General features: G+C 48.1%; 13 protein-coding genes and 1 pseudogene. 4 read left to right on the top strand and 10 right to left on the bottom strand.

Annotated features, from left to right (window positions below):
- Positions 1 to 43 precede the first annotated feature (43 nt).
- The 4 genes and pseudogenes from E7Z62_01585 to E7Z62_01570 all read right to left on the bottom strand — a co-directional run bounded on the left by E7Z62_01585 (position 44) and on the right by E7Z62_01570 (position 4,012).
- A pseudogene (locus E7Z62_01585) lies at positions 44 to 985 on the bottom strand (restriction endonuclease subunit M).
- A gap of 199 nt (positions 986 to 1,184) precedes the next feature.
- Positions 1,185 to 2,039 (bottom strand): GIY-YIG nuclease family protein, encoded by an 855-nt coding sequence (locus E7Z62_01580; protein MBE6521813.1) that lies wholly within the window; start codon positions 2,037 to 2,039, stop codon positions 1,185 to 1,187.
- Positions 2,040 to 2,130: 91 nt separating this feature from the next.
- Complete coding sequence (locus E7Z62_01575) at positions 2,131 to 3,324, bottom strand: hypothetical protein (protein MBE6521812.1); 1,194 nt, start codon at positions 3,322 to 3,324, stop codon at positions 2,131 to 2,133.
- Positions 3,325 to 3,334: 10 nt separating this feature from the next.
- Positions 3,335 to 4,012: a hypothetical protein gene (locus E7Z62_01570; GenBank protein MBE6521811.1), complete on the bottom strand. Its 678-nt coding sequence runs from the start codon at positions 4,010 to 4,012 to the stop codon at positions 3,335 to 3,337.
- A 303-nt stretch (positions 4,013 to 4,315) separates the two neighbouring features.
- On the opposite strand from E7Z62_01570, the gene E7Z62_01565 reads away from it, so the two are divergent.
- Entirely contained in the window at positions 4,316 to 4,984 is a 669-nt protein-coding gene (locus tag E7Z62_01565) for a hypothetical protein (GenBank protein ID MBE6521810.1), read from the top strand.
- A gap of 50 nt (positions 4,985 to 5,034) precedes the next feature.
- On the opposite strand, the gene E7Z62_01560 is transcribed toward E7Z62_01565, so the two are convergent.
- Both E7Z62_01560 and E7Z62_01555 read right to left on the bottom strand, forming a co-directional pair.
- Positions 5,035 to 5,523, bottom strand: coding sequence for a hypothetical protein (locus tag E7Z62_01560; protein ID MBE6521809.1), 489 nt, complete (start codon positions 5,521 to 5,523; stop codon positions 5,035 to 5,037).
- 163 nt (positions 5,524 to 5,686) lie between these two features.
- A complete protein-coding gene (locus tag E7Z62_01555) occupies positions 5,687 to 5,965 on the bottom strand; it encodes a hypothetical protein (GenBank protein ID MBE6521808.1) in 279 nt (92 codons plus the stop codon).
- A 124-nt stretch (positions 5,966 to 6,089) separates the two neighbouring features.
- Between E7Z62_01555 and E7Z62_01550 the strand changes: the two genes are divergently transcribed.
- The 3 genes from E7Z62_01550 to E7Z62_01540 all read left to right on the top strand — a co-directional run bounded on the left by E7Z62_01550 (position 6,090) and on the right by E7Z62_01540 (position 9,117).
- Positions 6,090 to 7,109 carry a hypothetical protein gene (locus tag E7Z62_01550; protein MBE6521807.1) on the top strand — a complete coding sequence of 340 codons (1,020 nt, stop codon included), beginning with the start codon at positions 6,090 to 6,092 and terminating at the stop codon, positions 7,107 to 7,109.
- Between the two features lie 119 nt (positions 7,110 to 7,228).
- Positions 7,229 to 8,128: a hypothetical protein gene (locus E7Z62_01545; GenBank protein MBE6521806.1), complete on the top strand. Its 900-nt coding sequence runs from the start codon at positions 7,229 to 7,231 to the stop codon at positions 8,126 to 8,128.
- Between the two features lie 233 nt (positions 8,129 to 8,361).
- The gene (locus tag E7Z62_01540) at positions 8,362 to 9,117 is read left to right on the top strand and encodes a DUF3800 domain-containing protein (protein MBE6521805.1); all 756 of its coding nucleotides are present in this window, start codon (positions 8,362 to 8,364) and stop codon (positions 9,115 to 9,117) included.
- A gap of 205 nt (positions 9,118 to 9,322) precedes the next feature.
- On the opposite strand, the gene E7Z62_01535 is transcribed toward E7Z62_01540, so the two are convergent.
- The 4 genes from E7Z62_01535 to E7Z62_01520 form a co-directional block, all read right to left on the bottom strand.
- The gene (locus tag E7Z62_01535) at positions 9,323 to 10,084 is read right to left on the bottom strand and encodes a hypothetical protein (protein ID MBE6521804.1); all 762 of its coding nucleotides are present in this window, start codon (positions 10,082 to 10,084) and stop codon (positions 9,323 to 9,325) included.
- A 69-nt stretch (positions 10,085 to 10,153) separates the two neighbouring features.
- Positions 10,154 to 10,639, bottom strand: a complete 486-nt coding sequence (locus E7Z62_01530; GenBank protein MBE6521803.1) for a hypothetical protein — start codon at positions 10,637 to 10,639, stop codon at positions 10,154 to 10,156.
- On the bottom strand, positions 10,636 to 11,376 hold the full coding sequence (locus tag E7Z62_01525; GenBank protein ID MBE6521802.1) for a hypothetical protein: 741 nt from the start codon (positions 11,374 to 11,376) through the stop codon (positions 10,636 to 10,638). The genes E7Z62_01530 and E7Z62_01525 overlap by 4 nt, the downstream gene beginning before the upstream one ends.
- 125 nt (positions 11,377 to 11,501) lie before the next feature.
- A complete protein-coding gene (locus tag E7Z62_01520; GenBank protein ID MBE6521801.1) occupies positions 11,502 to 13,088 on the bottom strand; it encodes a hypothetical protein in 1,587 nt (528 codons plus the stop codon).
- Between the last annotated feature and the right edge of the window lie 106 nt (positions 13,089 to 13,194).

The following is a 13,194-nucleotide window of genomic DNA, read 5'->3' as shown; positions in this document are numbered from 1 at the left end:
TACCCCTCGTCTTAAAAGATTTAAATTGAAATGATTTTTTAGATCTCCAGTCATAAACTCTGCAGAAATATGATTGATGATACTGAACCGTATTATCTGATCCAAAAGTATCAAACAAAGTCATCTGATGATGAAATTGCTCTCCAGAAGACAATGGAATTGCATCATTGAATCCATCCATTTGCCATAGATTCCATGAAATGATATTTGCAATCTGTCTGAGCAGATCTGTATCTGGATCTTTAGCCCAACGTTCTTTATAATAATCAAAGAAAGTCATTAAACAATTTACTCTAGCAATAAGGAGACTGTCGCCCTGCCACTCGTAACCATAGCAGCTCTGAAAAGACCTAATGGCCCATGTTTTCCAATCTTCCTCATCAGATGTGTTCTCATTGACAACACGCAACTTACGATCGAGAATCCCTATGCGCCTCAATGGAGGTAATATGAATTCTCCAGTGGCAGCATCATATCTGGAAACCAGGTATGGGGCTTCACCGCAAGTTATCTCCAATCTTCTAGAATCAATATAGTCCTTCCAATCTCTGTCATCAGGAAACTGTATCTTGTCTTCGATGACTTCCCAGAAATTGTCACCCTTTTCATGATTGAAAACATCCTTCCTGCCGAACCACTGCTCATCGCAGTAATTGTTCATCTTGTTGCACAACCAAACTGGAGTGAATACCTCGGCCTTTTTTTTGGTACGCTCCTGTTGATCTTCTACAGATTTGTTTATCCTCGGTTGAAGAAGATATCTATTGGATTTGAAAATACTGGGCGAAATCTGACTTTTATCTGAGTAACCAAATATTTTATAAGCATCGGTGGCCCAGATAATATTCTTACCAGTTGTCTTATCCTGAAGAAGTATATCGAGGACATCTTTTACAGGGTAAGAAGTCATATCTATAATCCTGACCTCTTGATCGGAAACGGACTGTAAATCGTCCTTACCACCATAATCCAATAGGTCGGGCATACTCAATAGAACACATCCTGTACGAATTGAAAGTGGTAGTACTTTAGACGATAAAATTGTAACCGGCAACCTGAGGGCCTCCCTGTATTCATTCTATCTGAACGTGAAGATTTGATCGTAAAATGGTATATGGAAATACCATATAATAACATTTGTTTGTAATTGTTGTTATTATTGTTATGAGACCGAAACAATCAGTTTAAGAATTTAGCAAATCGTTGATAGTATTCCCCTTGCTGTCTTTCCAATCCAGCCAACCGTTGGAATTGTGGCCTTCTATTACAGATGAAGCTGCCGAATAGCTCGAAAAGAGTTGATCCTTAACGAATACCCTGTCCTTGATCACACCTTCGGAAATAAGACGTTCACGGAGAACGTTATAGCCCTTGGTCTTGAAACTGTCTGCGATGCCATCAGAAATGATGGATCCCTTCAGTACAACGAAACCATCATCGACGATCATGCCCTTGGCATCATAGCCTGTCTTCTTGCTGCTGAGGTGGAAGATGTTGTCTTCTTTTTTCATGGTCTTGGAGATAGAAGGTTCCAAGAACCTGTATCCGAGAGCACCCATTAGGAGTCTGAGGTTCTCGAGGTATTCATCCATCTCTGCCGCATCGAGTTCTGATAACGATGATTTCCTGGGGCGATTGCCGTTGGTGACTTCGGCCCTGTCTGCGGTAACTGCGAGATCGTAAAGAGAGCTTTCGAGATACTTTATCATGGCCTTGTTGAGCTGGTTGTCCTTACTGATGAAGACTACACAATCGCTCCAATCCTGCCATTCCTTCTCGCCGGCCTGAACGTGCTGGTTCAACCTATACAAAACATCCTCTGATTCACCGATGTATACCTTATCCTTGACCTGATCATCGGATTTACCGATGAGGAAGTAGACTCCGGCATAATCAAGATCCGTACGATCGGAACACTTAGAGAGCATGCTTCTGGGAATCTTATACGCGAGACCTGTCCAGTTAGACAGTTCGCACTTCCATCTTCCTGAATACTCTCCCTCGATGAGGAAAAGACGAATCGATTTGCCATGGGCCATAATCGATAATAGCTATAGACTTCTAAAGAATTATCTCAGGCCGTAACGTGGAAATATATCCCATCTGAGCGTACGTCAAACTTAGTAAGACTCAAAAGAAATCCAGAGTACGCTGAGATGGATCGAGAACACGCTTAGCCGGGGGAGGCTCATATCCCTTACCGAGAATATCTTTGAGCAGTGGCTTGTCGTTCTTACGTATGGCATAGCTGATGTCGAAGAACTCCTCGTTCTCCTTATAGAAATTGTATCCTTTCATTATCTTCTTGATATTCTCCGCATCGCCCGTCAAATTATTGTGAATATCGAAGTTGTAACCGTTTTCCAAGGACCAATCAAGGAATGAGTCCAGATGTTTCTTCTCATCGAGATGGTGGAAATGATAGTCTTCACGATCGAATACAACACCCAATTGATACAGCTGAGTCACCGGTTTGGGAGGTCCACCTCCAGGATAGTGGGCTGCTCCGACTGCGTTGAGCCCGCTGCGAGCGACGATCATCTCGTCGGAGATGGGGGTGGCCTGCTTCCTCTTGTATGCACGAACGTTGAAACCGTACAGGAAATAATTCTCTACGCCCTCGGCCTCATAATACTTGTTCACAGCATCCACGACGGCCATACGATCAGGATTGTCCATACCGGCATGACTGAAATCGACCGATACGAAAGTAGGCTCCGCATTCTCGTCCGAATAGAGCTTGCTAAGTTCGCTCAGATCGTCATCGAAGTAGAATGGAGGAATGCTTACTCCCAGGTTCAGATTACCGGAAGTGTTGGAATTCTTATAATGGATCATCCTAGAGACGAAATTAGAATAGAGCTCCATGTTATCGAATCTATCTCTTCCTTCGAACTGGACCACAGGCATGACATAGATGTCGTTCTTCCACTTGGTCAAGAGATCGTTGAGAAAGATGATGTGTTCAGTCATTATCTTCTCTGTTGGCCCGACCTTGAGATTGATGAAGAATACATCGAGAGCGCCCATTCCGAGATAAGGTGAATGATACTTGATGTATGATTTCAGCTTACGATTGTCATCGCTGAACTCGATGATCTTATCGAGTGTAAGATTTAGATAGGTCTCGTTGATGAGGTTGTTGGAAGATGAGAGCGCTCTGAACATTTCTTCATTCGCGAACCTGGGATCAAGAGATTTCGCGATATTGCGCTGAGTCTTGCTGGGGACCGATAGTGTGGAAGTACGCATCAGAGCCTTGCTATCCACATCATCAACATCCGTGAATATCTGCGTGTCACGAACAGAATATTTGAAGACCATGAATGCCTCCTCAGAAGAACTTCCTGTATTTCTCGGTCAAAATGTACCTTCCGCCTTGCTTTGTAAGAAGCGTGGTCGGCATACCCTCTGATGAGACCACGACCGATCTCCCGTCATCCAACATATCGATGATAGAATCAAGATCACTGATTTTACGGAGGATCATCTCCTTCAATTGCTCTCTGGATAATCCTGTCCGAACCCTCACATCAATAATAGAATATGATTTCTTACTCACGTTTATCTCGCTCTTGATGAGGGACTTATCTGTCGTATCCGGATACAGGATATATGATAATCTGAGCAGATCGTCATCGGGTAATGAGTCCAGGAATGCGACCACCGAAGGCATCTCCTCAAGAAGATCCTTGTTTTCGGGATCCTTCTTGGCCTCTGCCAGAAGAGCCTTACCGTAATCAGACAGCTCATACCCATCTTTACCTTCGACAATCGCCCCTGTTTTACTCAACAGAACGGATGCTTCATAGAGCTCATCCGAGAAACCACCATATATGTAAGAACCATGAGCGATCGCCGGATCCACCTCAAGGATTCTCTCAATGAAGAGGCTTAGCTTCTGGATACGGGTGGGTTTACAAGGAGAGTTCTCAAGCATCCCCAGAAGCAATATCTGACCTGAAAGGAGCCTCTGATAATCATGGACGATCTTATCATGAGTAAAGGCCATAGTAAAACAATTCCCTCCCCTTTTTTATAAACCGTTAATACCATCCATATTTATAAACTAAAGGAAGAACCAGTAGAAAACAGAAGAAAATGCTTCGTACCCCTCCTTTTCCGGGGCACCCTCACCCCTGCACTTATCGCAAGGGGCAATATTGTGTCCTGCGGTTCATAATATGAATCCATAATGATGAACGAAATGGGAAGTAGTTTTGAGTTCACCGCGTCCGCATACGCCCCTCGCTCTCAGCTCCGTTCCGGGGTTCAGGTAGCCCCTAAGAAAAAGAAAAAAAAAGGAGTTGAGAAGATGGTAACATCAGAAGAACTTGATTTGACCTTCCAAAAGGTCGGAAACGATTTCGGATTCGACAATGTATCCGCAGAATTCTCTCCCTTTAGGGATCTGAAGGTAAAATGGCAGCGCACCCTGGATTGGGCAAGTTTCCAGGTCTCAGACTATCTGGCAGAAGCGCCCATCGAAGTCATCGAGGGGATCGTTAAGACGATCATGAGCAAGATCCGCGGAGAGGAGATAGGATACCCCGAGGAGACGATCGAATGGCTGACCTCGCATGAGTTCAGGACAACGAACCAGCAGGCGTACCTCGAGAGATCGAGGATGATCGCATTGCCGATGGACGGCGATGACAGGCTCCAGGAGAGCTATGAAAGACTGGTGGAGGACGGACTCATCAATGAGATCGAGGATCTGAAACTCTACTGGTCCAAGGCCGATGGATCGAAGAAGATGGGCGAGAGCTCATGCTTGATGAGGGTGGCCATCCTCAATCCGGTTCTCAAAGATGCACCGGACACGACCCTCGACTACTGCCTGCTGAAGCAGCTGGCGAACATTGCCGTGGGATTCAACATGAACCGTGAGAGCAGGACCGAGGAGATCTCAAACATCATGGAGGCCTGTCCAGAAGCCATCAAGGCGCAGAACTGGCTGGAGGCGAACAGCATAGAAGTGTGAAACGATTGAAAAGGGGAGGGATGACCTCCCCTTAAACTTCTTAAGTAGTTTTATCCGATAATTACCGGAGGATGGGGACACAGAAGGATAGGGATCAACTCGTGTGTCTTGTCGTCGATGGCTATGCCGACCCTCCAAGCGCACTTGTTCTGGTCCTCGAGGGTATAGATGTCCCATGCCAGACGACACCCCCTGTTCGTGAGCAGATACGTGATGGTGCCGTTCTCATACTGGATCTCGCAGACGAGGCCGTGGATATACATGAACATGAGCGCCCTGGCGGCATCCTCCTCCGAGATCTCCAGACCATAGGTTATCTCCCTGACATCGAACTCATCCTCCCTAGGGGTCTCGTGCAGGAACATATAGCACAGTACCGTGGCGATCAGGGAATCGACATAGGCCAGTTTCCTGAGTCCAGATGATGCGCTGTATGTGATGAACGAGACTCCCGCCGAGCAGTTGAAGAGCAGCCTCAAGAGCCCTGCGGGAGGGTCCGGCCTTGTGACAATGTCGCGGCCGATGTCGTACTCACGCATCTACATCACCCTCGTAGATCTCGATGAGTGCCTGGCGGATTGCCTTGAGTATCCTCTTCTCCAGGACCTTCGCCGCATCGTCAGCGCTGATGTCCATATCCAGGAAGTGGATCGTGGACAGGATGCACCAGATGAGGGAGGTCAGGTGTGCGGCCGACAGATCCTAGATGCAGACATCGAGATTGCTCTCGATACTGTCGAAGAGGTCTACGACCTTGTTGTCCTCGTTGAGCCCGTCGGTGACGAATCCCAGGATGGAATCCGCGAAATCGGCGGCTTCCTTGCTTTCGGTCTTAGTGGTCACACCGAGCTTGGTCTTGTGACCGACCTCGATGTATGCGATGGAGATACAGCTCTGATCGAACTGGTCATCGCAGATATGCTCTACGACATTCTCGGTAAGAATGTACCCCTTTACGTCCTTATTTTTCGTGTTTTTCATTAGAAACACCTGAGGAAACGCTCCTCAGACGTCATATCCGCAGATGATTACTAAGTACGATGCTTTACTTAATTCACTTAATTTACTCAATAAACTTAAAATCTTGATAGCCATACTTGTAAACATGCGGAGAGAGATCAATAAGGAGACAAACAGCGACGAACCAACGAGTGCGCTGGTATGCTGCATCGAGGACGATTACAAGAACATCATGTTCATAGACTCCCGTGCTAAGAGCACAGAGAGGTACATCATCACGAATGAGGGGCCCATTAAGAGCCTTGTTCACGAAGATGGGAAATACGAACTAGTAGACGTCCTTGAAGAGCTCAGGAAGAGCTACCTCTCGGACGATCACAATACGATCATGATAAAGTCCGACATCCATGATTTTGACAAGATGATGCATACGATCTTCGTCATTATGGAAGACAGACTGAAAGTCGTTGATAACGTCTTCCTGAACATAACCGGAGCATCAGGAGAATTCTGTACAGCGGCGAGTATCCTGGCCATGTGCTATGAAAGGGTACATGTAGTGAGTGTCAAGAAGAACAAAACCGCCATGACCGATGAGGAGATCGAAAACACACCGGGAGTGAAAACGACATTCTCGGAATCCATCTGTATGGGCCAAGTAACAGGATTCGACATGGAACTGCCGGATCTGAATCTGATCAGGGCACTGAAGATATACAACGACACTCCAAGAGGTAAAAGAAGCGCTTCAGAGATAATCAAAGGACTTTTGACCGATGGTGTTTGGTACGAACTAAAGAGGATAGACAGACCGGAAGATGGAGAATCTGGAACATCACTCAGTATCAAAAAACCGAGACAGAAGACCAAAGAACAGAAGAGGATAGTCTACCGTGAGAAGAACTTCTACCAAAGGAACATCCTTGGCGAATGGAGTAAGAACGAATGGGTCAAGGAAGATGAAATAGCGGTAGGAGGATACGATATGGATGATGAGGGAAGACGCGTACTTTCCATATTCACAGGAACTATCGCCGATTTAAACTCCGAAATTCTTATTGATGAGGAGAAAGAGAAACTGAAAAAAGAGGAAAGGGATCAGAAACGTATCGAATTAATGAAGAAACTCGCCGAAATAAGTGATAATGCCCCGGATTCAGAATAAACTGGAGTAGATGTCAACGTGGTCTAATCGACCTTCGAATGAATTCATGAAAACGATACAAATGCTTGAGGATAAAGAATCATCAAAGTACTTTTTTACTCCTATAAACATACGAGAACATGAACAAGCTGATAATCGCAATAGTGGTCGTAGCGGTCATAGCAGTAGGCGCTATCGCGGGTTATTCTATTTTGAACAAAGATTCATCAGAATCATCATCAGATGGGATTAATTACGGAGAAGGCTTCGAACTGAAGAGCACGATCCAGACATATGATGGGAGTCAACCAACAAAAGCACAATATTACTTCAAGACTACATCGTCTTCATCGAATATGCTGAGACTGAACATCATGATGAATGGAACAAACTATTCTACGAATGCTACGATGATGAAACTGACTGATACCTCGTACTCGGCGAAGATAGACTCTGCCGACATGTACTATTACGCAGAATATATACCGTCGAAAGAGAAATGGTATCTAATCAGTACCTCCGACGAAAATCCGAAGATCAAGGATTATAACAACGTCCTATCCTATTCCAAGGATGACAATATACTGTTCAGATTGACGGAAGTGGTCATCAACACGTTCAATCTTTGTACATCTGGACCGTATCAATGCGATTTCAAGGATCCGTTCTTCATGAAGGACAACAAGATCTGTGAGCAAATATTGATGGGACTACGCGCACCCACAGTATGTTACAACAAACATGTAGCATTCGGAGAGACCGGAGAAAAATACAAGACGATTATCGTTACAGGAACAGACAATATCGTAAGAACGAACGATACCAAACAACAGGAGATATCGAACGGTTCGATATTCACCGGTAACGGATATTACGCCAATGCCAAGTTGAAAGCATACACATACAAAACGTATTCTGAAGGGGAATTGTTGAGCACCGTCTTCTATGATTCAGATATTGGCCTGACCTGCAGTTATACGATCTATGAAGATGGTAAATCCCAATCTATGTTCTGGATTGATTACGTCAAACAGGCATAAACATCAAACATGATATTATCGCTGGGGGAAACCCCAGCAACTTATGGACTGATATGGGGGGGGCGGATGCCCACGCCCATTATCAGGATTAGAGTCTTGATCTAATGTGTTCAGATGAATCTGTACAATAACTTATGACCAGGATCATCATCACCGAATGCTGATTGACATCTTCCAAGTTAAATTAAGTACATGTGGGGTTATGAGGAGTCGATAGCTTGTTCCTGACATACATGGATGAATCCGGGAAACCCAACTACAACGATGCGGAGAACGAATACGTTCTCGCTGCCATCACCATCCATGAGTCAGAATACAGACACGTCGAGGAAGAACTGTCAAAGATCAAGATGCTCTACTTCCAAGAAACGGATCCAGAGGATGTCGAGATACATGCGACCGACATAATCAGCCGCAAAGGCGTCTTCAACACAATGGATCTCAGCAGACGCCTCCAGCTTCTGAAGGATGTGCTTGGGATACTGGAGAAGATAGATTGTACGGTCAACTGCACCTTGATAAGGAAAGATCTATTGACAAAACGTAAACCTGATGTGGATGGCCTCGCATACAAATTCCTTTTCGAAAGACTGTGCATGACACACGAGAAACTTAACAGGAAGCTCATCAAGAAAGGATCCGATCCCCAATTCGGAATCCTCTTCATGGATTCCATACAGCCGCAAATCAACGAAGGGATCAAGACAAAGGTCCGCGAAATGATAAAGGAAGGGACCGAATTCACGGATAACGACTATATCATCGAGGATGTCGTATTTGTGGACTCAAGATACAGGTCCATGTCGCAGATCGTGGACTGTGTCGCTTATGTCGTGAGACGCTATCACCGCCTATGCTTCCGTGATAATACTGATGAGAGCGAGATGGTATTCTACAAAGATTGCTACGAGCTGATTGCTCCGCACATCAGAAGGGGTAACAGCGGAAAAGTAAAAGGTGCTGGACTGAAGATCTATCCGAAGAAGTGAAGATGACAGAGTTTAGTCGCTTAGGAGCCACATCCCTCTGCCGCGCCCCCCAATTGGGACAATGTATACTATGGTCGTTAGGTATATATTCTATTCGCTTGTCGTATCGAAAAATCCAGAACATTATTGAAGGACCGAATAGTAAAGACAGGACGAATGCCCACAACCCCAAAATCATTCAGATAAGTTCGAGCAGGAGAAATGTTCAACTGCGTTCATAAACGCACACGTAATCCTTGGTGCCGCAATCAAGAACGTCCTTCATAAAGAAGACATGGACCTGTCTTCCGAACAGAGGCTGGAAGTCCCTGTTGTCCGGAGGGTATATGGAAGTGCGGCCTTCCAGCATGAATATCAAGTCGTGAACGTTATCGTCATTCAGCATGTATATCCTGGAAGGCTTGTCTATCATCCTCTCCCAGGCTATGGCTACCCTTCTCCTGATCTCATCGATATCAGGCTCATCCTGATAGGGATCGAACCACGAATGCCTCAGATCCGAATCGTCGGGATAGAGGCCGTTGGTCACCCTTATCGAAGGTTTCACGGGACGCCTGTAGTCCGTCTCATGCTCCCTGTACCAATCGCTGAGCCCCTCGTAGCGGGACTTATCCTCGAAGCTTGCATGGAAACCGGTTTCTGTATCGACGGGTTGCATGGTGAACCCCTTGCCGACGACAGTGATCTTCGGCTCGAGGCCGGTCCAGATGAACAGATGGGAGAATCTGTCGAAGAAATCGTCCTTATCCACATAGTATTCGCTGTTCTTCCTCTTGAGAATGATATACTCCACATCATCGTATGGGATGCGATAATCTTCCAATCTGGAGACGATGTTCTCATGGAGTTCGTAATACACATCTCCGCCCTGGAAGAACAGCCTGAGGCTTCCGTCCTCGAACTCCATCTCGCCCTCGTAACCATCGGTACCGATGGTGTATTCAACTTGATCCTGTCTCTCTTCCATGATGAGCCGATGAAGTCACAGATATAAACAACATAAGATAGGGGCGGATGCCCACGCCCCCTTGATTATTCAGATGAACCTTGAGATGAACTTCCTGTCGGGGTTGTCGCCGTTGATTACCGAATTGTGCCTGTTGAGGTCCTCGAATGGTGTGTCTGTCGGTCTCGGTATGAAGTAATCCGGATGGTCCTTGACGAACTTGATGGCTGCTTCGCGGTTGCACTGGGGGGACTTGGGATTGTTCAGGATGCGCTCTATGTAATGCTGGTTGTATGCGATGTTGGATTTTGTGAGTGCCAATCTCTGTCTGATGTAACCGTCGTCTAGTTTCCTTACCACGGGTCCGGTGATCTTGCTGATGTCGACCCATCCGCGGGGGATGGGCCTGCTGGACTTCCAGTTGCGCCAGTCGCCGTTGACCCTGGTCTGTTTTGGGTACCTCGTGGGGATGACGAAGTACTCATGGGCCTCCGAGTTCTTCCTGTACGGCGAGTTCTCGGCCTCGTATGTCTCCTTGATGCTGCCGACCCACTTGTTGACCTTCCTGTTGGTCATGGGGATGCCTCGGTGGAATCCTGGCCCTCGTCCGGGAAGTATCTCCCGTCGATGGTCTGGAGGAGGTCGAACGCGATGTCGTGGTTGGGGCAGCGGACGGTGAACTCCACCGTCTCCCCGTGTCTGATGTCGCCTATCTCGGAAAGGACCGGGCCTTCCTTGGTCGTGAGGTCGATTTCGAGATGCTCGGGGACGTGTGAGTTCCTGAGGTCCGTCCCTTCCTGATGCTGACCGGACTCTCCGTCCGTATCGTCATCCTTGTCGGAGTCGTCGTCATCGTATCCTTCCCCGTCATTCTGTGCGGCGGATCCGGCGAGATTGTCGCCGAGTGCCTCGAAGTCCTCCGCCATCAGGGTGTTCATCCTGAGATGGATGTGGAACGGGCACCTGGATGCGGGTCTGCCGTCGGGGAGGAACACGTCGTTCATTCCCAGCTCTGCTTTCTCGATCTGCCTCCCATCCTCTGACTCGATGAGCATCGGACGGTATCCCACGTCGGACCTCTCGAGGGCTCTGACCCTGACCGTGACGTCTATCGCGTCGGGTCCGTAGACCTTGTTGATGTACTCCGCGATCCAGTCGAGGGCGTCGCAGAATCCGAGGCCCTCCGGCATCCTGATGCCGTATCCCTTCAGCTGCTTCCCGAATACGACCTTGTCGCTCCTGGGGCATCTCGCGAGCTCGATGCACCTGCGTTCGATGTTCTGTTCCCTGATTTCCTGTGTGATCTCTGTCATATTATCACCTTGTTCGATGTTTTTAGACAGGTTCTCTCCTGTACGGATCTAGAGCGTCCGCTGACTCGTTCGTATTTCAGACATGTTCTGGACGACGTCCAGACGGATTCTTGGCGAGAATGAGGTCAGGCGGTGACTATCGCCTCCTCCGTGCCGAATGCCTTGCGCTGGCGTCTGAGGAAGTACTCGTCGGGTTCCGCGAAGGGGCCGTCCATGACCAGGTCGTGGTTCTCCCTCTCTATCTCCAGCTCCTTGGAGCAGATGCAGAAGGGGACCATCCTTGCCAGATCGTATTTGGTCAATTCTTTGTCACGCAGCTGCGACTTGTACCTCTGGAAGAACTGTCTCACGAGGTCGGCGTTGTTGCGGAATGCGACTATCTGATGGTCCGCGATGTATCTGACGTACTGGCCTTCCCTATCTGATATTCCGTCGTATGTCCTGAGGAGGCATCCGCATTCCTTGCAGACCCTGATCTTGTACTCCCTATAGATGTCGATGTTGACTATCGCCTTCCTGGACACTCCGCCCCAGTATCTGGTGCGAAGGTCCTTGTAGAGCCTGTCCATGGTCCACTGCTCCCAGTCGATGTCGCTGAGGTCGCCTACCATACGGCCTATGCCCAGATCCTGGTTCTCGTAGTCCTTGTCCGAGTAGTGCGCTCCGGGGGACTTGAGGCCGGGGATCATGTGGTCCATGAAATCCAGGTCCCAATCGACGTCCTCCGGCTCTATATCGACGTAGCCGAGGCCCATGTGCGTCATCAGGTATGCTACCGTGTGCCTTATGCTGCGGATCTTCTGTCTCGAGTGTATCTTCTTGATTATCCATCCCGGGTTCTCCTTCCTGAATGCGTCTGTATCGATCCTTCCGAACATGATTATGTGGAAATGCGGCGAGAGTTCCCAGAAGCTTCCTGTGCTGGCCTTCCATGACTGCCTCCAGGGATGGAACACGTTGAATCCAGCGAGGCCTCCGTGCTTCACGAGCTGTGCCTCTATGTACTTGCATACGTCGTCGTAGGGCTGGTATGACTGCATCGCGGACTTCATGAAGTCCTGGGGCGGGGATACCACCCAATGCGATACGTCGCCTACGTCCGTTCCCTGCTTCTGGTTGAGGCCCTTGAACTGGAGCATCCTCTTCTCTACGCTGACGGCCTTCTTGAGTGCGGTGTCGTTCATGCATTTCGGGCATCTTAGCGACCAGCAGTGCTTGTTCTTGGCCTTGCAGTGATGGTGATGGTCCTCGGGACAGGCTGTGTATACGATTGTCTTATCCGATGCTCTGATGAAGCCGCATCCTCTCGATAGGGGTCTTTCCTGATCGTGGCCGGGCATATCCCATGTGATGTGGTTGGTGATCCTTTCCTGAAGCTGCCTCGATATCTTTCTCTCGGACGTGTCCTTTCCTGTGGGTGTGATAAGTTTAGTGTTCTCGAGAGGTATCCCTTCCTGATCGCTTTCCTGAGTTCCCTGGTCTATGAACGAACCGTCATCCTTGCTCACCCTGTTCGCAAATCTAAGGTACCTATTGGCAGGATACAGGGGCGACTGGACTGGTAAGTTGAGAACGTAAGGTACTACAGGGTGCTGACTGAGGGCGGCCTGTTCGGCCATGGATACGATTTCTGCATCCCTCATACGGCGTTCGAGGGCCCTGATGCGAGACTCCTCCGCCTTGGCGTCGTAGTAATCCAATGATCTCATCATCTTCCATTCCTCCTTGATAGGTTCGTTCGTATGCTATGCGTTCCGACTTTACGGTCGGGGTAAGCGGCGACGGGTCGCCGTTGGAAGGCGGCCGGCGTGCCTGGGC

It is taken from the genome of Thermoplasmata archaeon (assembly GCA_015063285.1).
In the GTDB taxonomy this organism is placed as follows: Archaea; Thermoplasmatota; Thermoplasmata; order Methanomassiliicoccales; family Methanomethylophilaceae; genus Methanoprimaticola.
The sequence above is the reverse complement of the archived record's forward strand: the minus strand, read 5'-3'. Positions and strand labels throughout refer to the sequence as shown.